Below are 24,293 nucleotides of genomic sequence, written 5' to 3'. Positions count from 1 at the left end.
TAGTAAGATTATAAATTATTTTTATATTTTTTTGCGTTTTGAATATATTCCAAAGCATTTTGTCTGATTGAATAAATTTCATCATCGCTTAATTCTCTTACAAATTTTGCAGGAGATCCAATAATCAATGACTTTGGTGGAAATTCTTTATTTTTTGTAACTAAAGCCCCAGCTCCAATTATGCTATTTTCACCAATAACACAATTATCTAAAACTATAGCTCCCATCCCTACTAAAACATCATTTTCAATTTTAGCCCCATGAATAATTGCTGAATGTCCAACAGTAACATTATCACCAATAATTGTATCTGAATCATGAGACAAATGTATAACCGCATTATCTTGTATGTTAGAATTTTTTCCTATTTTAATTTTTCCGTAATCCGCTCTTAAAGTCGCATTATACCAAATTGAAGAATCTTTTCCAACTTCTACATTACCTATTATTCTCGCTCCTTCTGCAATAAATACAGAATCATCTATATTTGGTTTTAATTTTTCTAAATTTTTAATTGTATAATTTCCTTTGCTTTTTATAACATCTTTTTTTGAAAAATTCAAATCATCCTTAAAACATCCCGAAAAAATATAATCAACCTTAAAGCCTTCCAATTGATTTAAATCATCAAATAATTTCATTACACTTTTACCATATTCTCCAAGATTTACTTGAATCATATCAGCATTCATTATCAATATGCTTAGAGAATTTTTTTCAGATAATAAATCCCATAATGAATCTAAATTTCTTGCATAATAACCCGGTAACTTAAAGCTATTTTTCATAATATCATGAAACTTTTCTTTATCTAAAAAATCCTTACCATTTAATACTACATTACTCATATAACACCTCAAAATTTTTATAATGATCTCCTGTATAATAAATTACTTTTCCATCTTTTGTAAAAACTAACCTTGCAGCTCCCCTTTTGCCACCCTTGTAGTTAACATCAGCTTCAAAATATTTATCTTTCTTCGGAAGTTTACCTTCTCTATTAGAAAATACATCACCGCCAATTACGCCTTTATCTGTTACCTTCCATAAATTACCTTTTGATGAATCCCATCCAAGTTTTTTCGCTTCATTTTTAGTTAAATAATTCTTAGGCAATCGCTTAAATGTATACAAGTACAATGCAACATCATTTTTAGAATAATAAGCTTTATTTTCATTCAGTTTAACACCACTAACATTATTTTGTCTATCTAAAATCCTACTATTATTAAATAAAAACGCCTTAATACAAAACAAAAATACTATTGATAATAATATTAAAACACCTTTTAAAACTCTATCCTTTTTCATATAAACCTCTTTCACTCTATATTTCTTCCCTAAACATTAAAATATAAACAACTAATAAAATTAAAGAAGAAATCAATATAGTTTTTAATCCTAATACACCGGATAAATAACCGCTAAGTCCCGCACCAAATGCAAATAAAATAATGATACCTGTATAATAAAAGAATATTATTAAATTTTTATTGTTTCTTCTATTATGAAAAATTGTAAAATTTTCCATAGCACTTCTAATATTTCCAATACACATTGTAGTAGCATATCCTATTCCATGTATTTTTCTAAATGCTTGTACCTGCATTGCACAAGAAAAAGAAACCATTCCATTTGCTATCAAATTTAATTCTTCTGGTATAAATGCAACAACTGTCAATATTATTATTTCAAATAAAACTACTATTTGTCTCCAATGTATTTTAGTATTATTCCTATATTTATTCCTTAAATTCTCAGAAACATAAACACCTAAAGCAAATAATATTAAAGGAAATAAATAACAAAATATTTTAGAAAAATTTCCCGTAAATATATTTTGACTCATTAATACAATATTACCGGTTTGTGCATTCGCAAACACTTTTCCTCTTAAATTATATGTATACGCATCTTGAAAGCCACCAGAAAAAGCTAGCAATGCTCCTAATCTAAAACTTTCTGATGTTTGTTTTTTTATATTAAAATCAATCATTTGTCACCTCTTTTTTATTTTACATCAATTTATTAATTTGTAAAACATCATGTTTGACTTTAGTTCTCTTATTTTTTATAATATAGATATATGGGGATACTCAGGTTTCGACGGGGTATCGGAACAAAGATAAGCATGTGGAAGGGCATACTTCCTAAAAATAGCAAATTAAATTTAAACGCAGAAGATAATAACTTCGCTTTTGCTGCTTAATTGCAGCATATGCTAATTGATCGTTTCCCGAGACTTTCAATTAGTATCATATTTTTCGGGCAACCTATTTTGTAAAGCTTTGAACAAAATAGTGTACTATGAAGCTACTATTTAGATTATTTTGTTGGTTCATAATCTATTTGGAAAGTTTTAAAATCAACTAAACATGTAGAAAGTTTTTCGGAAGGTACTTCGGACGCGAGTTCGAATCTCGCTATCTCCACCAAATATACCTCTAAACGTGTATTTTTACACGTTTGTTTTTTTAGTGATACTAATTTGTTTGAAAATTATTTTCTTATATTTTACAAATTAGAACAATTTATTTGGTATTCATAACTTTGGTCCTACTTTTTTTGTCTTTCCATTTATGATATCAAACCAAATTATTTATATATTTACTTTGGTTTTAAATCTCTATTATTTTATATATTTTTTGTACTGAATAAAAAATATTGACATAATTGCCATGTAGGAGTATAATTAATTCGTTAGCTCGATTAGCTCAGTTGGTAGAGCAGCGGACTCTTAATCCGTGGGTCCAGGGTTCGAGCCCCTGATCGAGCACCATTGTATATTATAGAGAGAAAAGGCTAAATCTTAAGGAAACTTGAAGATTTAGTCTTTTTCTTATGGTTTGAATTAATATTTTTTTTGCTTGTTTTGTACCTGTTTTAAACTATTTTCGCCATAATATACCTAGTATTGTGACATACTTTCTTATATAATCAAATTTGTACATTTTTATGTTGACATTAACACTAAAAAAGCACCCTGTTAAGAGTGCTTAATAGTTATTATATTCTTAATTCTTTTTTTAACGCTTCTTGTAGTCTTAAAATAAGTAATGAATTGCATATGCAAACTTTTTTATATTTTTAACTCTTCTTACAAATTATATTTATATAATAAACATGAATTAAAATTTATCTATTTATTTTTTTGTTTTTATTTAGCGAAATGTAGCCCAATCCTAAAGCAGAAATAATTGTAATACTTATAAAAGTCATATTTGTAAAATTATCTGATGTATTAGGATTTTTAGGTTGTACCGGTGGTTTTTCTTTATTTATTATCTTAAACCCTGTTTTCATATCTCCTTCATAACTTACAATAAATACTTTACCATCAAGCTTTATAGCTTTATCGATTTCTCCTACTTCTTTTACTGTGTATTTATGGTAGTTGATATTTCCTAATCCATTTGCTACTTCAAGGTTCTTAAATTCTCCAATCCAATTATTGTCCTTTGTAAGTACAAGTTTCTTTCCTGTAGCAACTCCGTCTTTGTATAGTTCTACTTCGATTTTGTCTACAGGTTTTTCTGCGGTCAATAATTTCCAATTTTTTGTTACCTTGATATTTCTTGTTGGTGGTATCATTGGTGTCCATGGTGTTTTTTCTTTGTTGGTAATTGTAAATCCATCTTTCATATTACCGGTGTAGCTTACTCCATACCATTTACCTACAAGTTGAATAGCATAGAATTTTTCTCCTACTTCTTTTACTGTGTATTTATGGTAGTTGATATTTCCTAATCCATTTGCTACTTCAAGGTTCTTAAATTCTCCAATCCAATTGTTATTTTTATTTAATTCTAATTTCTTTCCTGTAGCAACTCCGTCTTTGTATAGTTCTACTTCGATTTTGTCTACAGGTTTTTCTGCGGTCAATAATTTCCAGTCCTTTTTTACCTTGATATTTCTTGTTGGCGGTATCATTGGTGTCCATGGTTTTATTCTTATATTTGTTATTGTAAAGCCTTTTTCTTGATCTCCTGTTATTACTGTTTCATAATCTTTTACCTTAACTTCTTCTACTGTATAAACTATCTTTTTACCTTCCTTATATTCATCAAGGTCTGTAAAGGTTCCTGTCCAGTTATCCGCTTTTGTTAAAGTTAGTGTCTTACCTGTTTCTTTTCCATCTGCTAATAACTTAATTGTTACACTGTTTGGTCTTACTCCGTCTTGGTCATTTTTATCTTCCCAAACCTTTGTTACCTGTACACTTGTCTTACCCGGTGTATAGGAATTCTTAACATCATATCCATTAATCTCAACAGAATAGCCGTCAACCTGTTCTTCAGTGATGGAGTATGTTATCTCTTTTCCGTTTTCGTACTTATCCAGTCCTTCAAACTTCCACTTCCAACCGTCTGCTTCTTTTACCTTTACAGAATTTATCTTTGTTCCATTCTTTAACAAGTTAATAGTAATTTCAGCAGGTCTCTTTCCGTCTTGGTTGTCTTTGTCATTCCAAGTCTTTTTACCTTCCACTTTTACCTTTTCAGGTTCTCTTGTGTTGGTTACTTTATAACCGTCTTCTGCTGAACCTGTAATAACACTGACATAGCCGTTTCCTACAGACTCTTCCTTGATTGTGTACTCTATCTTCTTTCCTGCCTTATACTCATCAAGGTCTGTGAAGCTTCCTGTCCAGTTATCCGCTTTTGTTAAAGTTAGTGTCTTACCTGTTTCTTTTCCATCTGCTAATAACTTAATTGTTACACTGTTTGGTCTTACTCCGTCTTGATCGTTCTTATCTTCCCAAGCTTTCTCAACATTAATTTTTACTTTTGATCTTTTATTCTTAACTGTATAGAATAGACTTTCTCCTCCAACTATATTTAAATCATACTCTTTCCCGTCAGGAATATAACCTGTAGGAGCTCCTATTTCTTTAATCTTATACTTACCGGGGTCAAGTTTTGGAGAAACAGCTTCACCGTTAGCATCTGTAGTCAATTCAAAACTTGAACCGTCAGCAACTTTTGTAATTTTAAATTTCGCATTAGCTAATTTTTTTGTGTTATCTTCTTCATCAATTTTAATAATTTTGATTTTTTGATTTAAGTCCCCTTGACCGCCACCACCGGCTTGTGCACTTAAAAAGTGACTGCTAGATGAATCTTTCTCTTCTTTACTTGTAAAACTACCTTTATTTTTCAATCTAAGCTGAGGAATATAAGTAGAATTATAAGTCATAGAAAATTGTCTTCCTGAAGTGTTCCCAAGAATGCCACTAAGATTAAATTCAAATTTAGTATCATTATCTAAAAATTTTATATGGTTTTTTAATTGCTCATAATTATAAGTTTTTATATTCTTCTTTATGATACCATATTCATCAATTTCTACCTCTTTCAACTCAAAGGTATCTTTCAAATAATGAATTCCCGGTGGAAGTGCTCCAGAACTAACAAATAATTCATCTTTTACAACTACATTATTGAAATGTCCTTTTTTGTGATTTATACGAAGAATCCATTTTGCTTTGTTTACATCTCCGGGTACTTTTTCTCCCCATTTAACAAATACTTCATTATTAAGAGTAGGTTTCGGTCCTATTAGAACCTTGATATTAAAAGGAACCCCCCCAATCGATACAGTAATTTGATTGTCTTGTCCTGCGTTTATATTCTTACGAGCAAATATAGCCTCTAAGAATATATTGCCTTTTATATTTTCTCTGTTTTGTACATAATCTGTAAAAGTTATCTTTACAGTGCCCCCACCTGCTTCACCATTTGAATTAACATGTGCCCTAGCTACAGTATCTACACCCGCTGCATAAAGCGGAAAATTCACCGCTGATGCAGGTTCTGTAGGAAATTTAAACTGTTTAGGAAGTTGAATAATAAAGTAATCTCCTTTTTTTAATGTCTTTCCATAGGAACTCGCATCCCAATCCATTTCCAAACGGAACTTGCTCCAATATCCAAGCGGTTTTCCAGGAGGTATAGTCTTACCATCTTTATCCTTAATTTCAAATTTAGTAATTTTTGTATTCACACGGTCAACATCTTCTGCGAACACAGGTTTGCTTTGAAGCATTACTCCTAAAAGCATCACAAAAACTAAGAAAAACGAAGTTAGCTTTTGTATGTTACCTCTTTTTTTCATCTTTTTTCTATCTCCCTTCTTTGTTTATTGCTTCAACTTTTGAAAATAAACTTAGACTTTGCTTACCATTTTTGGTATAATGATTAAAATAATTTTATTGTATGATTTATTAATGAATTAATGGCTTTTGGTAGATGTCGAATAATACTTTATTGATAGGTTTTCATCTGTAAATTAAAGTCTAACATTATTGACATTTAAAGTCTACTTTTTTTTACAGTTTATTTAATTATATTTTTACAAAGCCGCTTAATTTTGTTTTATATTCTTTTTTATCATGTAATTTTATAGCCTTTTTGTTTCAACCACTTGAAAAAAAAGGAAGAACTTTAACAATTTGTCAATTCCTTCAATATTTCCATCTTTAGTTATTTTAATCTTCCCTTTATCAAATTTCCCGATTAATAAGTCTGAATGTTTAGCATTTGCTCCAGATAAAGCTTTTTCTATGGCATTACTAATCTTGATATCTTTAATTTGGTTTTCGTATGTATTCTTTAAGTTTTCGTTATCTTCTTGTAATTTCTTGATGTCGACACCTTCAAACGATTTCAAAGAATCTTCCAAACTCTTTTTATCTTCTTCTAACTTACTAACCTTGTCCTTTAAGCCATTGACATCAGTGCCATATTCAGCCATGATCGCTTCAATAGCTTCTTGTTCTAATCCTAAACCTTTCAAAAAAGTTCTATTCATATTCTTTCCTACCTTTCTTCTCTACGCTTTTTACGATGTCGCATATCGTGAGTGCTTGTCTTTATTACAGTCGCAAGCTAACTGAATTTTACATAATAAAAAAGCAGTTTAAAGACTTACTCGGGTCACAAAATGAAAAAAAAGACTAGTGTCATGATAACCCTATCGGCTTGGGAGATATAGGATCCCCTTAACCTTTCTATTTTACTAATTTTGTCTTTTCTTTTCCGTTAAGGTCTAAAGGCTTATTTACAACTTTTTTGTAAACATCCATATAAATTTCTTCCTTATTGCCGTTCATAGTAAATTCATAATAATATGCCCCTTTATGAGGTGCACTCATTAAACACTTATTGTTTTGTAAGGTCTTGCACGACCAAACACAAAAGACATCATCTCTGTCAATATTGTTTCGTGTAATATCAGCTCTACTCTTCTGCGTTTTACTAAACTCTCAAAAATGTGTACAAAAAAAGCACTACCAATATTTCTACCGGATGTGCTTCTAAAATAATTTTTAATTTTTAGATAGGTAGGACTGCCATCTCCTACATCTGCAACCTTTCGGTCCGTGAACGACAGATTCTTCACCTCTATCTTTATTTATATTATACCCTAATTCTTGGAATTAAACAACATTTTATGCTTTTCTAATATTTTTCCCTTTCTGATATTATTCTTCATCAAGAAGTGGATAATATGATTATCATTTTTTTAACTAATATTAACTCTGTAAAATGATTTCTATCGCCCGGTACACTATTCAATATCATAATTCTATTGTCACCTTTATTTTTGATTTTCAAAATTTCCTGTGGGTTAAGTATAGATTTATTTAAGTTATTCATAGCATTTTCGGATATTTCGCTTCCATGCCTGAATAATATACGACTAATATCATACTTTGTAATATAAACACTTTTATCACTCGGGAAACCTTCCACACTTATAGGTAATTTCCCAATATAATATTTATCTTTACTAAAATATTTGCCTATCTCTTCAATTTTATTAGCCTTAAAGTTTTCGGATCTATAAGCATCTATCTCCGACTTCAAAATTATTTCATCTTCTCTCCTATCAAACTCATCAGCAATTTTATCCACATCCACATAAGGAACTAACACACATCTACAGTTAGGATGCCTTAGTAATATCGGAGCTTTATCTATATCATGAATTTTCTTGTTATGCGGACTACATTCACTAAATGTTCTTTCATCAAATGTTACAATCTCTTGAACTTTAGTAACCCCTAATTCTTTCATGCTAGCTTTGTTGATTTCATTCATTTGGTGCATGGTTTCACTTCTTATTAGCCTTGAAGCATTATGAAGACCTGTATTCATTCTTGAATTTAATTCTATAGCCATTTGAGCCGTAGGATTACCGGGGATAATTCATTTAGTTAATATATCATTTAGTTCTTTATGGAGCTTATTTTGATTTTTCCATACTCTCTCTGAAAAATTAGCCCCATGCCACGGTTTTTGATATGGTTTTTTTTGCGATATTAGGATTATATTTAATTTCAATTCCAATATCTTTTAGTAAGTCACTAGTTATATTTACAATATCTTTTCCAGCTTTTAGTATTGTTAATTCTCCTGTAGATTCTACCTTTTCTCCCAAGTCTTTTAATACATTTTTGTAGGATTACTCTCGCATTGCGGGGAAAAGGCAAACAAGTGAGAAAAAAACGGAAACAAGGAATAAAAAAAGATGATAAAGCAACAAGATTAACAATAGTACTAGCAATACTAATGATAATTGAAAAATTGTTGGATATCATCTTCAAAATCCTAGAGAAGTTAGGGCGATAAGCCTTAACTATCTCACTTGTATTATATATTAAAAATAGTGAAAAGACAATTAAAATATTACTTTATATATTAATCATATTAAATGTAATTAATATAATAATGAAATTTGTGTAAAGTAGTTTGATTGTGAAAAATAAAATTGTGGTTATGTAAATAATTTTATAAATATTACTGTATTACCACAAATTAATGTAATCATATTTTTATATCTATTTAAACAACAAACTAAATTCTTCCATATTCCATACTGTTGTAGCAATATCTTCATAAAATGCTTTTTCATGAGAAATTAAGAAAATTCCTCCATTATATTCTTTAAGTGCACGTTTTAACTCGTCCTTAGCAGCATTATCTAAATGGTTAGTAGGTTCGTCAAGCATTACGATATTTGTAGGTTTGTTTATAACTTTGCATAATCTAACTTTAGCTTTTTCTCCACCACTTAAAACTTTAACTTGTGACTCATATTGTTCTGTTGTAAGTCCACATTTTGCAAGTGCAGCTCTTACTTCGTTTTGTAGTAATGATGGAAATGCATCCCAAACATCATCAATAGCTGTTTGATTTCCATAAGTTTCTTCTTGCTTAAAATATCCAATATGCAAATTTTGGCCAAAATGAATTTCACCTGATAATGGTTTAATTTCTCCTAAAAGAGTTTTAACTAAGGTTGTTTTTCCTAAACCATTCATACCTGTAATTGCAATTCTATCCCCTCTTTCCATTCTTAAATTTAGCGGAACTGTCAAGGGTTTTTCTGCATCATAGCCAATTACTAAATCCTTAGTTTCAAAAATAAGTCTTGATGTTGAACCGATTTCCTTAAAAACAAATTCCGGATCCGGTTTTTCTCTTTGTAATTCAATCCTATCCATTTTATCAAGCATTTTTTGTCTTGACATAGCCATGTTTCTTGTTGCAATATTTGCTTTATTTCTAGCAACAAAGTCTTCTAATCTCTTAATTTCCTGTTGTTGTTTTTTATAAGCATTTTCAATTTGTTTTAGTTTTAATTCATGTAATCTTTCAAATTCTGAATAGTTACCGACATATCTATTTAATTCTTTATTTTCTACATGGTAAATTAAATTAATTACAGAATCTAAAAACTCAATATCATGAGAAATTAGAATAAATGCATTTTCATATTCTTGAAGATATCTTCTCAACCACTCAATTTGAGTTTCATCAAGATAGTTTGTAGGCTCGTCAAGCATTAATATATCCGGTTTTTCTAATAATAATTTACATAATAAAACTTTTGATCTTTGTCCTCCTGATAAATCCTTAAACGGAGTGTCTAAACCCAGTTCAACTATACCCATATTATTTGCAAGTTCATCTATTTTTGAATCAATTACGTAAAAGTCTCTATGTTCAATAATATCTTGTAAAATCCCCACTTCTTCCATCATATCATTTAGTTCATCTTCAGATGCGTCTTCCATATTCATATAAAGCTCATTTATCCTTGCTTCCTTTTCAAATAAATCTGAAAATGCATCTTGCAAAACTTCTCTGACAGTTACATCTTTTTCATATGATGCTAATTGATCCAGATATCCAACTTTTACAAATTTAGCCCATTCGATTGTTCCTGTATCAGGAATTAATTTTCCGGTTATAATATTCATAAATGAAGATTTTCCTTCACCATTTGGTCCAATAAGTCCAACGTGTTCACCTTTTAATAATCTAAAATTAACATTTTCTAATATTTCTCTGCCACCATAACTGTGATTCAAATTTGAAACAGATAATATACTCATCATTCCTCCATTAAACACTCTTAAAACATTAAATTAATTATAGCATATTCTAAAATTAAAAAAACAACAAGAATAGTATTTACCATAACTCCCAATTCACCAAAAATTACTATATAAATTATTTTTATAGTTGTAAATTTATTTGTTTTATCTCTTTGAATAATTTCTCCAATCACCTCCGCAATAAATCCAACAATTAATGCAACTATAATAAATAATTACTACTTAAGGGAATAAGTAGTGAACGCAATTATCAATAGTAAATCACTCCAGTGATTTATTCGTGTTAAGACAACGTCCCATTCTTAACCACTACCGCTAATAATCTACTCTAACGAAAAAGATTATATCATATCTTTATTATTCTTAATACTTAAAATCACAAGAAATTAAATGGTCGTTAATAACTCCTGTTGCCTGCAAAAAAGAGTAAATCGTAGTACTTCCAATAAATTTAAAACCTTCTTTTTTCAAGTCCTCACATATTTTATTGGATAAGATATTTTTTGAGGGAACTTCTTTCGGATATTTCCATGGATTTATAACAGGAGTATCAAAAACATATCTCCAGATAAACTTGGAAAAAGAGCCATATTTTTTTTGAATTTTCAATACTGCATTTGCATTATTAATTACAGATAAAATTTTATTTCTATGTCTTATTATTTTTCCATTTGTAAGAATATTATCTATCTTTTCTTCAGAAAAATTTGCAACTTTTTCAATTTCAAAGTTTTCAAATTCTTCATCAAAAAATTCTTCTCTTTGTAGAATAGTATTCCATGAAAGTCCTGATTGAAACATTTCAAGCACAAGCATTCTAAACATCTGTCTATCATCTCTGACAGGTTTTCCCCATACATTATCGTGATAATACCTCATTTTTTCATTTGTTTCTGCCCATAAACATCTTTTCATTTTTTATCTATTTCCTTCTTTTATTTTTTATGATATAAACAATTACTAACAATTTAATTATAATATATGAAATTTAAAATATAAAAGATTTACTACAAATTATTAGAATAATAAAAAATTGTCGTAAAACAACTTTCGCCATTTTACAACAACTTATTTTATTTTTTATTAATCTTTTTTATTTTTTGTTGCAACTAATGCTGTCCCTGCTACTATCGCAGTCATTGCAGTTGTCATAACCCCTATATCGCTTGTGTTTGGATTTTGATTATTAGATGATTTTTGTTGTTGATTATAACTTAGTGTTTGTTTTTGATGTTTCTTTGGCGCAGGTATTTGTACATTTTCAGATTTATTTTCTGGTTTTTTAGATTTATTTTCTAGTTTTTCAGATTTATTTTCTGGTTTTTCAGATTTATTTTCTGATTTTTCAGATTTATTTTCTAGTTTTTCAGATTTATTTTCTAGTTTTTCAGATTTATTTTCTGGTTTTTCAGATTTATTTTCTGATTTTTCAGATTTATTTTCTGGTTTTTCAGATTTATTTTCTGGTTTTTCAACTTTATCTCCTTTTACATTTTCAGAGGAAATTTCTTCTTTTAAATTAATCAATAATCCATTTTTAAAATCTTTTTTATCACTAATATATATACTTTGATAATCTGCGTATTTTTCTATTATAATTTTAATCATCTTAGTATTTTTATCATAATAAAAAAACAACTTTCCATCAAAAAATTCATTTGCATATATCTCAGAAATTTTACCATACACTATGAAATTATTTTTAACCTTAAATGCATAATCAATTTTCCCATTCAATCTCAGGTATATATAATCTCCGTCATTAAATTCTGACATCGTTACAACATTTTTATTTCTTTCAATTCTTCTTTCAGAAATAGTTGGTTGAGAACTATTTAATATATTTTTAGTACTATTATTACCTCTATCTGAAGCCATAGTAATAGAATTATTTGAACTAAAAAAAATTACAAAGGCTAACATCCCGAAATATAGTCCCTTACTCAATTTTCTCATAACATACTTTAGTTTTTTTTCAAAATTTTTCATCTTAATCTCCAAATTATAATTTTTATTAAATAATTTTAACTAACTTCCTTCAAGTTTGTTCTATGTTCAATTTTTTGATATCAATACATTTCACTAAAATGTATTGCCAATTTTTATTTTAATCTATATCCAAAATTTTAACTTTTCCGGTTCTTAGAGTTTCTTGCACATCTATTACTCTTTGATTTGAGGAACCTCTAAACTTCAATCTTAAATCTTTCAGTTCTTGTATAAATGGTCCATCAACAAGAATATCACACTCTTTCAACATCTCCAATCTTTTTGAATCTTCTATCAATTTTTCATAAATATATCCGGAGTATGCCCAAATATGTTTTCCGGTTTCTTTTTTTACTCTTCTAATCACCTCTATTAGCCATGTATTTTGAAATGGCTCTCCTCCTAAAAGGGTTAATCCTTTTACTGCTGGATCCTTCATATATTCTAATACAAGTTCTGTTTCTTTTTCAGTCCATTTATTTCCATAATTAGGATCTTGATAAAGTTCATTAAAACACCCCGGACATTTATGCGTGCAGCCTGTACAAAATATTGTAACACGTATACCAAATCCATTTGCTACATCATATTTTCTAATTTGCCCATAATTTCCATACTCTATCATATATGTAGCACCCTTGCATTTATTTCTTTTGTTCTTCCTTCATTCCAGAAGTTTTCGCCAAGATAGCCACATGTTCTTCTAATTACTGTAAGTTTATCTTTATTTTTATTTCCGCAATTTGGACACTCCCATTCACCATCTACATTTACAAAGATTTCACCGTCAAATCCACATTCATGACAATAGTCAGATTTTGTATTAAATTCAGCGTACATAATGTGGTCATAGATAAATCTAACCAAAGTTTCAACTGCTTCAATATTATTTGTCATATTTGGAATTTCTGCATATGAAATCATACCACCAGTTGAAAGTTTTTGGAATTGTGATTCAAATTCAAATTTATCAAATACTGAAATGTGTTCTCTAACATCAACATGATACGAATTTATATAATAACCTTTATCAGTAACATCTTCAATAATTCCAAATCTTGCTCTATCAATTTTACAAAATCTGTTAGTTAAACTTTCTGCCGGTGTTCCATATAAAGCAAAACCTAATTTAGTTTCTTTTTTCCATTTATCACAAGCTTCTCTTAATTTTGTTACAACTTTAACTGCAAAGTTTTCCCCCTCTTTTGTATGAGATTTTCCTGTAATCAACTTAGTCGCTTCGTAAACACCTATATACCCTAATGAAATTGTTGCATATCCATTTTCTAAATACGCATCAATTTTTTCACCTTTTTTAAGTCTTGCAATTGCTCCATATTGCCAATGTATTGGTGAAACATCAGATGTTGCTCCTTTTAATAATTCATATCTTAAAAGCAATGCTCTTTTAGCAAGTTCTAATCTTTTTTCTAAAATTTCAAAAAATTTTTCTTCATTATGATTTGAAAGTATAGCTATTTGTGGCAGATTTAAGCTTACTACTCCCATATTAAATCTTCCATCAAATTGATAATTTCCATCTTTATCTTTCCATGGGCTTAAAAATGATCTACAACCCATCGGTCCAAAAACATTTCCTTCATATAGTTCTTTCATTTTTTTCGCAGAAACATAATCAGGATACATTCTTTTCGCTGTACATTTTGCTGCAAGTTTAGTTAAATAATAATACTTTGAATTTTCATTAACATTATGTTCATCTAAAACGTATATTAATTTAGGAAATGCTGGAGTTACATAAACATCAGCTTCATTTTTTATTCCTTGCAATCTTTGTTTTAATATTTCTTCTTGTATTAATGCGGCCTCTTTTTCATATTTATATTCTGGTAAAAAGTGCATAAATAAAGTTACAAATGGAGCTTGTCCATTAGTAGTCATAAGTGTGTTTATTTGATATTGGATAGTTTGAATGCCATCTTTTACTTCTTTTCTTGTTCTTTTCCAAGCAACTTTTTCAGCTTTTTCCATATCCAATTTTATGCCATAAATTTCTTGTTGTTCTTCTTTTACTAATTCAAGATATTTATTAAATGATTTTCTAACAAATGGAGCAAGAATAGTATCTATACCATTAATACTTTGACCTCCATATTGTCCACTTGCAACCTGTGCAATTATTTGTGTCGTAACTGTACATGCAACTTGAAAGCTTTTTGGTGTATCTATTTTTTTCCCGTTTACAACTGTTCCATTTGTAAGCATATCTTTTAAATTTATTAAACAGCAATTAAACATTGGCTGCATTATGTAATCCATATCATGAAAATGAATTGCCCCCGTATCATGAGCCAACAATATGTCTGCCGGTATTAATTTTCTTCTGGCAATATCTTTAGAAACTTCACCAGCTATTAAATCCCTTTGAGTACTTACAATTTTTGCATCTTTATTGGAATTTTCATTAATAACTTCTTCATTTGATTTATTTAAAATTCCCATTACATCTTTATCTATCGTATTCATTTTTCGCTTAAATTCTTGAACTGATCTATAGCTTTCATAAGCTTTAGCGGTTGCTAAATTATTGTATTTTATCAATCGATAATAAACTTCATCTTCAATACTATGAATAGTCATAGGTTTTTCCATTTTACTTGCAATTTCTTCGATTTCATTAGCAATTTTAAGAGCAAGCCCTTCTTCATAAATTCCTGTGAATGAATTCATAGCTTTTTCAATAGCAATAATAATCTTTTCTTTATCGAATTTATCAATTAATCCATTTCTTTTTATTACTTCCAAACCGACCTCCTTTTTTTACTTTTCTACTACATATAGTACTACAAATATATTTTAAATACAATACTTTGTGTTTAACTCTTTGTAATTTAAAAATAAAAAACTAGTAAAATACACGTTTTACTAATTTTTTTATTTAAAACCATAATTAATTTAATTTTTGTAATATTTTTCTATTATCCAACCTAAAATGAACATTAAAAATATTAGCAATATGACTATAAAAATTGATAAACTAAACAAATAATAGTTTAATTTTGTCATAAAAACTATAACTAACGTCAATACTCCAACAACTAAAGCAATTTTATTAATTTTATTATCAAATATTTTCTCTTTTAATTTTTTAAATTTATCTGACATATATAACACTGTAATCCCCGATATCATTAAAAATATTAATAATATACCAACTGTTACTCTCATTTTGTACAAATTGATTGGTATTGGGGTAACAGCTAAATCCAATAATAATATCTCAAATAACACTAATGCAAATGAATATAAAAATACGCTTATACTATTTAATTTTTTGTTTTCTTTCATTAATAACTCCTTTTTTTTATTATATCATCAAAGTTATTAATTAAAAATTATTTAATAACATTTCTCTTCTTTCTTATTAAAATAGCAAACAATATTGAAGTAATAGCAAATAATAATAAAATCAATATTTCTTGCCATGCATTTAATAAGGTAAATGTTTTTTTATAAATCATATCAATTATATTCAAATAGTAATAATATGGAAATATTTTTGAAAAATTAATAATCCCTAAACTTAAAAATTCTCTTGGAATCATTATTCCTGATAAGAATGCAAATCCCATTCCTAGTATTTGGTTTATAGCATTTATTACTTGAACTTTATTTGTTATTGAAATCAAAAGATTTGAAAATCCAATTGCCGGAAAAATCAATAAATACAAGTTAAAAATATATGGTAATCCTTTTGATAAATATTCTTTTCCGATAAATAAAAATGGAATTAATATTATCGGTATAAATGCAATTATCGAAACTAAAATTTGCCCAAGTGATGTTTCAAATATAAACCTAGCATCACTTTTTGCGGAAATTTTTAATCTTTGCATAATATTAGTTTTCATAAATGAATTCATACTTAGTGAAATTATTGAAAATACAACTGTGAAACATATAAATGCAGCCATCTTAAAATATATTGATAACCATAAATCATTTGACTTATTTTGATTTTCTCCATAATTTTTAATATTAACATTGGTATCCTTAAGCATTTCTAATACTTTAGAGGTATTAAGTTTACCATCTTCCGCTGAAGCATTCGCATAAATCATGAACTTATTTGCTTCATTTTTAATCAAAACTCCGAAATGATTTTTAGGAGCTGATAAAAGAGTAATTGCTTCTTTTTTAGACAAAATATTTTTTTCAAAGTCCGAATTTATTATTATTGCTACATCATATTTACTAATAAATAAATGTTTTTTTGCTGTTTTTTCATCAAATTTATCTAGTTTCACATTATTTTTTATTGACAAATATTTTATAAAATCCTTAGAATATTGAGAGTTTGAAAGATCATTTACTCCAATACTTAACCTAATTAAAGTTATATTTTCATCACCAGTCTTTGAATAAATCAATGTCATAAAAGTAAATATGGCAATATATGAAATTAATATAACTTTATATTTTAATGCAACTTTTAGATATGATCTAAATACTTTCATAACGCCCCCTATTTATAAATAAAAATGAAATTGATAATATAACTAAAGAGGCTATCAACATTATTGTAACATTTTCATATATTATCTTTGTATCATTCAGCACGTTTATACCATAAAGTGCATCCATTCCTAATGCAACCGGATTAATTTTTGAAATATATGGCACAACTCCTTCAATTATTGCTTTCATTTTATTATTCATCATACCTGTTAAAAAGGATAAAAACAAAGAAAATCCAACACCTAAAATAGTCTTTACATTTAAGCTTAATTTATTTGTAACTGAAATTAATGCTCCTAAAGACAATCCTAAGATATTTGAAACTATCAAAATAATTATAGTGTATGGAATATTTTGTATAATTGATATGCCATAAATATATGTAATTACAAAGATTAACAATATATTTGAAAACATATTAACTATAAATCCAATAACAAATGGTACAAATAATTTACTAAACTTACTAATAGGAGACACTCTTACCCTGGCACCAAAATCAGATAAATTGGCTTGATAAAAAGAATACAAGTGTAAAGTCATAAAATATCCATAAATCATATACATAGAAACTATTGAATACATAAAAAATTTTATAGGACTTACCTCCGCGTCTCGATTTGAAAAATAATTTATATTAAAGTCATATTTTTCAATAGGAATGCTTAAATTTTGCATTTCCTTAATTTGTCTTACAACTGATTCAACTACATTAACCTTAAAAGTATAATTTATAGCATTTGAACTTGTTTTAATATTGAGTTTTTCATCTATAAACGCATCTATTGTATTATTTTTCAAAAATAAATTTTCATCACCTTTTTTTACACTAACTAAATTAAAAATATTAGCCTTCTTAAAAATAAAGCTATACTGATTTTTAGAATCTAAACCAACATTTATTTTTGATGTCAACTCTTTTCCACTTAATGAAAAATAAAAAAATGATGATAAAATTATCGGATAAAAAATTATCCAAAATAAAATATCCTTATCTATGATAACCGATTTTAATAAATACCTTAAGTTGTGCATAAAATTTTTCATTATTCTCTCAACTCCTTACCGGTAAGTTCAAGAAATACATCATTTAATGATGGCAATTCATTAAATAATTCCAAATATCCATATTTTTTTTCATTAATATAATTAATAATATTTACTAAATTATTTTCTAATTTCGAAAAAGAAATTTGATATTTATTCTTTGAAATCATCTCTACATTGCTTACCCATGCTAAATTTTCCAATTCCATTTGAATATTTTCATAATCTTTATCAAATACTATCGTTACTTTTTCCTTAATTGAAATCATATGTTTTAATTCAGCACTTGCCCCTTTTACAATTGATTTACCTTTATCAATAATTACAATTTCATCACAAATTTGATCCACTTCATCTAAATAATGACTTGTGTAAATTATTGTTGCCCCATTTTCATTTAATTTTTTAATATTATGTAAAATAAAATTTCTACTTTGTGCATCCACAGCAACCGTAGGTTCATCTAAAAATAGTAATGTAGGTTTATGAGCAATTCCACATGCTATATTCAACCTTCTTTTTAATCCAACTGATAATTTTTTTGGATAAAATTTTCTGAATTTTTCTAAACCGACAAAGTTTATTGCTTCATTCACATATTCTTTTAATTTTTTCGCTTCATTTATATAAAGCCCACAAAAATATGAAATATTATCTTCAACCGTAAGTTCATCTAAAAATGCTAATTCTTGAGGTACTACACCAATTTTTCTTTTTATATCATAACTATTATCTTTTAACTCTTCACTAAACACCTTTATTTCGCCTTTATCATATTTAAGCAATCCTAAAATAGTGTTAATTAAAGTAGTTTTTCCAGAACCGTTTGGTCCTAATAATCCAAGTATTTGACCTTGTTTTACATCTAAATTAAAATGGTCTAAAGCAACAAAATCTTCATATCTTTTAACTAAATTTTCAACTTTTATTATCATTTTTTACCTCCTAATGATAAAATAACATATGAGATGCATTTATATAAGTAAAAAATGTAATTAAATAATATGACAAATGTACGGAGATTTTATGAAAAAACTAATCGATAATTTTTTAATCTTAAGTTCAATAATTTTTATATTATTTACTTTTAAAATTTTTACATTAAATAATAGTTTCATTATTTTATTATTAACTACTATTTCATTAAATTTTCTCATTATATTATTTAACAACAAAATTGCTAAAATCTTTGTACTTGCAATATTTTTAACATATTCGTTTTACAATATTAATACTTTGTATTTTTTACCAATTTTAATTTTTAACTTATTTGAAGTATTTAACAATAAATTATTACTTTTACTTTCTTTAACCATTTGTATATTTGATTTTAAGATATATGTAATAATTGGATTTTCATATTATTTATTTATTCAAAATATAAATTTTGAAGATGCATATTCAAAATATATGAAAACTAGGGATGAATTCGCAGAACAAAATATAATTTTAAGAAAAGAAAAATTAAATTTATTGAAAAAATCTGAACGTAATAAGCAAATTTCAATTATTCATGAAAGAGAAAGAATTGCTAAAACTTTACATGAATCAATAGGACACACTATTTCAGCAAGCATAATACAAATAGAAGCAATTAAAGTAATATCATCAAATGAAAATGTTACAAAACAATTAAATTCATTGCAAAATAATTTAAAGACGGGTATGAATGAAATTAGAGAAGCTCTACATAACTTGAAAAATCAAAGTATTGATTTAGAGAAAAAAATCATGGAATTACTTGAAAATTCACGATTTAAAAATAATAAAATTAATATATTAAATTGTGAAAACTTAAATATGAACTTAAAATTTGATATAATTTCAATTGTTAAAGAAGCTATAACAAATGCATTAAAATACTCAAATTCCGATTTTATGCGAATAAGCATTGTTAATAATAAAAAATACATATCGATAAACATTTCAGATAATGGAAGTGAATTTGTAGATATAACAAACATAAAAAAAGGAATTGGCTTAATTTCAATAAAAGAGATTGTAGATTTTTATAATGGAAATTTAAATATTTCATACAATAACGGATTTAATATCCACATTACTTTAATGGAGAAAATAAATGACTAAAATTATACTTATAGATGATGATAAATTAATATGTGATTCTCTTAAAATCATTTTAGAATCTAAAGGTTATGAAGTATCCGGAATAGCTTATAATGGTGTAGATGGTTTTAATCTATTTGAAAAAACTCATCCTGATATAATCCTTATGGATATAAGAATGAAGGAGCAAAACGGTATAGAAACTAGTGAAAAAATCTTAGAAAAATACCCTGATGCAAAAATATTGCTTTTAACTACTTTTAAGGACGAAGAATACATAACTCGTGCAATCTCAAATGGTGTAAAGGGCTATATTCTAAAAGACAACTTTTCATCTTTACTTCCAAGTATTGAAACTGTATTAAGTGGAAACATCGTATTCGATAATGAAGTTGTTCAAAACTTATCAGTTCGTAAAAAAACTGATGTAATCCTTGAAAATATCAATCAAAAAGAAATGGAAATAATTAAGTTAGTTGCTGAAGGATTAAATAATAAAGAGATTGCAGAAAAATTATTTTTAAGTCAAGGAACTGTAAGAAATTATCTTTCTACAATATTAGATAAATTGAATTTAAGAGATAGAACTCAGCTTGCTATTTATTATTTGAACAATAAATAAGTAAAATTATATTAAAAATAAATATTTTTATTATTAAAAAAATGAAAATTAGAAGTCATAAATTCAGACTTCTAATTCTCTCAACCATTTTACTATATTCCCAACTCATCATTTAACAAATTGTGTAATTCTATTAATGAATCTACCTTTACCTTTGAATTATACTGATATTTATTATCTTCTTTTATAATTCTTATATGCTTTTTTGAAACTTCAAAAGTAAAATTATCAAATATTATAGTCGGACTGTTTCCTTTTAATGATTCGTAACTCACTTTTTCAAAATTGCTCTCATTTAAATTATTTATCAATTTTTGAACTTTATCCTTAAAGTCTTTTGATAAAATATCTTTTTTTACTCTAGCTCCTTCAGACTCAATAGATATTATATTAGAATAATCTTTAATATCCATACCAAATTTATAATTTCTATTACATCCAACAAGAACTATAGTCATAAATATAAACATTATTAATATATTTTTAATTTTCATTTTATTTTACCTATATTTTTAATATACCCTGCATTCCATTTGTATACAGTAGAACTTTTTGTATTTATCAATTTAGAATCCATATCCATATATTGTGTAAAATTATACCATGGATTCCAAAAAGAATATGTATTATTGGTGTTGTTATACCCAAAAATTACTAATGCATGTTGACCTTTAGAAGATGTATTAGTACCTCCTATAAGAATATAACTATTCTTATAATATATTTGTTCTATAACCTCTCCTTTAAATAAATATCCTGAGTCCTTTGCGTCATTAGAAAAGTTGTAATTATTTAAATAACTTGACAATTCCTTAAATGATACTCCATCTTCATAATTAAAATAAGAAGATATTGTTTCTGGAGTATGCCAATTGTATCCTAAATTATATAGTATATTAGATAAAGCATAAGAATAACATCTACTTTTACCAGAAGGCTGAATATATTTTATATCAAAATTTAACACATACCCTGAGGGAGTTCTCAAAGAAACAAAATTTTTATCGTACTTAATATTATCATTACCATTCAAAATTACTAATTCATTAGTATTTATTTTTTTTATTATAAATAATATTTTTTTGTTCATTTAAGCTATAAGCTCTTTTACCTATTATTCCCCACAAATCATAATCAAAAGTTGTTAAAATCAAAGGATTATTTATATTAGTAAAATATTTTAACTTGTCTAATTGTTCGGAATATGCTTTAGAATAAATTCCACTAGTTTCTCCTTCAAAAGTTGAAACTAAAAAAGTTGAAACTATTTTATTATTTAAATATATTGGAAATAAAGTTCTTTCTTGATTATCATTATTAATGATATTTATTCCTCTACCTACCTTAAATTTGTAATATAATTCATAATCTCTACTAGATAAAACAAATCTATATATAATATATAACTTCGTTTTCTAATAATATTAAATTCCATTAATATTAAACATTGGAAACACCTCCATTATTTCTTTTTTTAAATTATAAATTATTTTTTTGTGTGCATCAATCGATTTCAAATTATGGTTTAATATTTGAATAAACGTAAGCGTCAAATAATCAGTACCCATAACAAAATAGCCTATAAATCACATTAGATTCATAGGTTCTTTTGATTTTCTCTTAAATTTTATTGTATCTGAAAATAAACAATTTTTTTCTGCCCACAACAAAAGCTAAAATACCTCATATAAAGAATATTGGCAATTCTTTTTTCAAAAATATCAAAAGGAATTGCCATATATAAAGAAAAAAGGTAATTCTTTTTACAAAATCTCCAAAAGGAATTGCCTCATATGAAGAATAACGGCATTTCTTTTTACAAAAATATCAAAAAGAATTGCCTCATATGAAGAGTATCTGTATTATATTTTGTCACAAAAAAAGACCTCTAAAAAATTGGTCTCTAGATCCAGCTTTTTAGGGTCATTTCTAATTAATAAATTTTTTTAGATTGGATTAAAATATCTATTTTTAGGTCTTAATCAAACTCACCAAATTCAATACTTACAATATTTTCTAAATTAGATAATTTATATGCTAAGTCCGAAAATGAGATTGACTTTTTTGTATTTATTCTATATACATGTGTTGTATATAATTGATTATTTTCTGTAGATGTATTCATTCCTATTATTTCAAATTTTGGGTCAAAACTTTTTATCGCGTTAATAATTTCTTCAGTAGTATTTTTATTCGATAAATATTTAATAGTAAATTCTTGTGTTCCATGGATTACAATTATTCTCTTAAAAAAGATCAACACTATTAATATTAATAGCCCACTAAAAACACCAATTACATAATATCCCATTCCAAATGCTAAGCCAACGGCTGATACACACCATATTGATGCAGCTGTAGTTAATCCTGTAACACTTCTTTTAGTAACTATTATTGTACCTGCACCTAAAAAACCTATGCCACTAACCACCTGTGCTATTAATCTAACAGCATCTATACTAACATTTAAATCTTTACTTAAACTAGATACAAACGCAATTGTATTTACCTGAATCAAGGATATTGTCGCTGCCCCCATACCAACCAAAATATGAGTTTTTAGTCCAGCACTTCTGTGGCTTTTTTCTCTTTCAAGTCCGATAAGTCCGGAAAATATCATTGATAAAATTAATCTTATAAAAATATCATTTATTGTCAATCTATCCATTGTGTTCTCTCCTGTTATAATATATAAATATTATAACATTTTGAAACTATTTTCCAAACTTTACTTTTGAATATGTCATTGAAATAATAGATATTAACATTACTAAAATTCCCAAAATTAAAAATGTTAGCAAATCGATACTTCCTGATATTTTAGATAATGTAAACGTTCCTAAAGGCATTAAAATAATAGCCACCGTAAATACACATGAAAATACTCTTCCCATCATTTCATTCGGAACTTTAATTTGTATTTGACTTAAATAATGTATATTAAAAATTGTCATAAAAAATTCTACTAAAAAATTTCCAAATAAAAATATGATTATTGGAAAATTAATAAATTTGTATAATCCTATCAGCACTACTCCAGATCCGCTTAAAATTAAACTTAAATGTAAATTTCTGATAGATGATTTAATCTTGCCGGAAATAAATGCAGCTAAAATACTTCCTAAAGCTCCTAAACTTAGCATTGTCGCAAAAGCTCCATTTATTGAAAATAATTTATCCGAATAAGGAAGAATGTATGCAAATCCGGCAAACATAAAATTTATCAATGATGCTAATATTAAAAGTAATAAAATTTCTTTTTCATTGTATACAAAAATAATCCCTTCCCATATATCACTTAAGACAGATTTTAAATCAGTCCCTGTTTTTGAGCTGATTTGATATTTAATTTCTTCAATTTTTATCATCTTTATACAAATAAATGAAAGTAAAAAACTTATAGCATCTATCAGTAATATAACTCTAAGACTTGTAAATTGTATTACAATAAATGAAAATATTGGCGAACAAACACTAATTACTTTAGTTGTAACTTCTAATTTTGAATTATAATTTACAATTTCATCCTTTTCAACAATTTCACTAATAAATGATTTATTAGCAATTCTTGAAAAGGAGCTTGAAACTGCTAATATAATATTTACAATTACCAATGTATATAACATCAAATTATTATTTGAAATAAATGCCGCTAACAAGCATGCAATAAAACATATAAAATCT

The 24,293-nt window shown here is 26.8% G+C and carries 23 protein-coding genes, 1 tRNA gene, 1 other RNA gene and 1 riboswitch; of the genes, 4 read left to right on the top strand and 21 right to left on the bottom strand.

Annotated elements, in window-relative coordinates:
* Positions 1-8: 8 nt before the first annotated feature.
* Genes ABGF45_RS07555 through ABGF45_RS07545 form a run of 3 tightly spaced genes read right to left on the bottom strand, consistent with a single transcriptional unit; the run spans position 9 to position 1,996 of the window.
* Positions 9-848 (bottom strand): barstar family protein, encoded by an 840-nt coding sequence (locus ABGF45_RS07555; RefSeq protein WP_134768864.1) that lies wholly within the window; start codon positions 846-848, stop codon positions 9-11.
* Positions 841-1,311, bottom strand: a complete 471-nt coding sequence (locus ABGF45_RS07550) for a ribonuclease domain-containing protein (protein ID WP_134744085.1) — start codon at positions 1,309-1,311, stop codon at positions 841-843. Before ABGF45_RS07550 ends, ABGF45_RS07555 begins: the two co-directional genes overlap by 8 nt.
* 16 nt (positions 1,312-1,327) lie before the next feature.
* On the bottom strand, positions 1,328-1,996 hold the full coding sequence (locus ABGF45_RS07545) for a YoaK family protein (RefSeq protein ID WP_134711793.1): 669 nt from the start codon (positions 1,994-1,996) through the stop codon (positions 1,328-1,330).
* A 92-nt stretch (positions 1,997-2,088) separates the two neighbouring features.
* Here ABGF45_RS07545 and ssrA point away from each other — a divergent pair.
* Both ssrA and ABGF45_RS07535 read left to right on the top strand, forming a co-directional pair.
* Positions 2,089-2,435: a transfer-messenger RNA gene (gene ssrA, locus ABGF45_RS07540) on the top strand.
* A 268-nt stretch (positions 2,436-2,703) separates the two neighbouring features.
* A tRNA-Lys gene (locus tag ABGF45_RS07535) sits at positions 2,704-2,779 on the top strand.
* Between the two features lie 356 nt (positions 2,780-3,135).
* Here ABGF45_RS07535 and ABGF45_RS07530 read toward each other — a convergent pair.
* The 14 genes from ABGF45_RS07530 to ABGF45_RS07465 all read right to left on the bottom strand — a co-directional run bounded on the left by ABGF45_RS07530 (position 3,136) and on the right by ABGF45_RS07465 (position 18,855).
* A complete protein-coding gene (locus tag ABGF45_RS07530) occupies positions 3,136-6,114 on the bottom strand; it encodes a Cna B-type domain-containing protein (protein WP_408112769.1) in 2,979 nt (992 codons plus the stop codon).
* Between the two features lie 285 nt (positions 6,115-6,399).
* Positions 6,400-6,810 carry a phage scaffolding protein gene (locus ABGF45_RS07525; RefSeq protein WP_134744088.1) on the bottom strand — a complete coding sequence of 137 codons (411 nt, stop codon included), beginning with the start codon at positions 6,808-6,810 and terminating at the stop codon, positions 6,400-6,402.
* Positions 6,811-7,009: 199 nt separating this feature from the next.
* Positions 7,010-7,231, bottom strand: a complete 222-nt coding sequence (locus tag ABGF45_RS07520; RefSeq protein ID WP_134744089.1) for a DUF6275 family protein — start codon at positions 7,229-7,231, stop codon at positions 7,010-7,012.
* 262 nt (positions 7,232-7,493) lie between these two features.
* On the bottom strand, positions 7,494-8,207 hold the full coding sequence (locus ABGF45_RS07515; RefSeq protein WP_280633976.1) for a minor capsid protein: 714 nt from the start codon (positions 8,205-8,207) through the stop codon (positions 7,494-7,496).
* A 73-nt stretch (positions 8,208-8,280) separates the two neighbouring features.
* Complete coding sequence (locus tag ABGF45_RS07510; protein ID WP_167554130.1) at positions 8,281-8,442, bottom strand: hypothetical protein; 162 nt, start codon at positions 8,440-8,442, stop codon at positions 8,281-8,283.
* 400 nt (positions 8,443-8,842) lie between these two features.
* Complete coding sequence (gene abc-f, locus ABGF45_RS07505; RefSeq protein WP_408112770.1) at positions 8,843-10,402, bottom strand: ribosomal protection-like ABC-F family protein; 1,560 nt, start codon at positions 10,400-10,402, stop codon at positions 8,843-8,845.
* Positions 10,403-10,638: 236 nt separating this feature from the next.
* A riboswitch (THF riboswitch) is annotated at positions 10,639-10,738 on the bottom strand.
* Positions 10,739-10,768: 30 nt separating this feature from the next.
* Positions 10,769-11,320: a DNA-3-methyladenine glycosylase I gene (locus ABGF45_RS07500; protein WP_134711799.1), complete on the bottom strand. Its 552-nt coding sequence runs from the start codon at positions 11,318-11,320 to the stop codon at positions 10,769-10,771.
* A 168-nt stretch (positions 11,321-11,488) separates the two neighbouring features.
* On the bottom strand, positions 11,489-12,394 hold the full coding sequence (locus ABGF45_RS07495) for a hypothetical protein (RefSeq protein ID WP_134744091.1): 906 nt from the start codon (positions 12,392-12,394) through the stop codon (positions 11,489-11,491).
* Positions 12,395-12,512: 118 nt separating this feature from the next.
* Positions 12,513-13,019 (bottom strand): anaerobic ribonucleoside-triphosphate reductase activating protein, encoded by a 507-nt coding sequence (gene nrdG, locus ABGF45_RS07490; RefSeq protein ID WP_134711801.1) that lies wholly within the window; start codon positions 13,017-13,019, stop codon positions 12,513-12,515.
* A complete protein-coding gene (gene nrdD, locus ABGF45_RS07485; protein ID WP_134744092.1) occupies positions 13,016-15,160 on the bottom strand; it encodes an anaerobic ribonucleoside-triphosphate reductase in 2,145 nt (714 codons plus the stop codon). Before nrdD ends, nrdG begins: the two co-directional genes overlap by 4 nt.
* A gap of 150 nt (positions 15,161-15,310) precedes the next feature.
* The gene (locus ABGF45_RS07480) at positions 15,311-15,703 is read right to left on the bottom strand and encodes a hypothetical protein (RefSeq protein ID WP_134744093.1); all 393 of its coding nucleotides are present in this window, start codon (positions 15,701-15,703) and stop codon (positions 15,311-15,313) included.
* A gap of 47 nt (positions 15,704-15,750) precedes the next feature.
* Positions 15,751-16,872, bottom strand: a complete 1,122-nt coding sequence (locus ABGF45_RS07475) for an ABC transporter permease (RefSeq protein ID WP_134711804.1) — start codon at positions 16,870-16,872, stop codon at positions 15,751-15,753.
* A complete protein-coding gene (locus tag ABGF45_RS07470; protein ID WP_134744094.1) occupies positions 16,859-17,920 on the bottom strand; it encodes an ABC transporter permease in 1,062 nt (353 codons plus the stop codon). The genes ABGF45_RS07475 and ABGF45_RS07470 overlap by 14 nt, the downstream gene beginning before the upstream one ends.
* Entirely contained in the window at positions 17,920-18,855 is a 936-nt protein-coding gene (locus ABGF45_RS07465) for an ABC transporter ATP-binding protein (protein WP_134711806.1), read from the bottom strand. The genes ABGF45_RS07470 and ABGF45_RS07465 overlap by 1 nt, the downstream gene beginning before the upstream one ends.
* Before the next feature lie 91 nt (positions 18,856-18,946).
* Between ABGF45_RS07465 and ABGF45_RS07460 the strand changes: the two genes are divergently transcribed.
* Both ABGF45_RS07460 and ABGF45_RS07455 read left to right on the top strand, forming a co-directional pair.
* Entirely contained in the window at positions 18,947-20,008 is a 1,062-nt protein-coding gene (locus tag ABGF45_RS07460) for a sensor histidine kinase (RefSeq protein WP_167620358.1), read from the top strand.
* The gene (locus ABGF45_RS07455; protein WP_134744096.1) at positions 20,001-20,609 is read left to right on the top strand and encodes a response regulator transcription factor; all 609 of its coding nucleotides are present in this window, start codon (positions 20,001-20,003) and stop codon (positions 20,607-20,609) included. The genes ABGF45_RS07460 and ABGF45_RS07455 overlap by 8 nt, the downstream gene beginning before the upstream one ends.
* A gap of 92 nt (positions 20,610-20,701) precedes the next feature.
* On the opposite strand, the gene ABGF45_RS07450 is transcribed toward ABGF45_RS07455, so the two are convergent.
* From ABGF45_RS07450 to ABGF45_RS07435, 4 genes are all read right to left on the bottom strand, one after another.
* Complete coding sequence (locus tag ABGF45_RS07450) at positions 20,702-21,103, bottom strand: hypothetical protein (RefSeq protein ID WP_134744097.1); 402 nt, start codon at positions 21,101-21,103, stop codon at positions 20,702-20,704.
* Positions 21,100-21,699, bottom strand: a complete 600-nt coding sequence (locus tag ABGF45_RS07445; RefSeq protein WP_134744098.1) for a hypothetical protein — start codon at positions 21,697-21,699, stop codon at positions 21,100-21,102. The genes ABGF45_RS07450 and ABGF45_RS07445 overlap by 4 nt, the downstream gene beginning before the upstream one ends.
* Positions 21,700-22,587: 888 nt before the next feature.
* Positions 22,588-23,277, bottom strand: coding sequence for an MgtC/SapB family protein (locus tag ABGF45_RS07440; protein WP_134711811.1), 690 nt, complete (start codon positions 23,275-23,277; stop codon positions 22,588-22,590).
* Between the two features lie 46 nt (positions 23,278-23,323).
* Positions 23,324-24,293: MFS transporter (locus ABGF45_RS07435; protein ID WP_408112813.1), on the bottom strand; the 970-nt coding region annotated here is incomplete at its 5' end.

This window comes from Helcococcus sp. KG196, assembly GCF_046035495.1.
GTDB classification, from domain to species: domain Bacteria; phylum Bacillota; class Clostridia; order Tissierellales; family Peptoniphilaceae; genus Helcococcus; species Helcococcus ovis.
The sequence above is the reverse complement of the archived record's forward strand: the minus strand, read 5'-3'. Positions and strand labels throughout refer to the sequence as shown.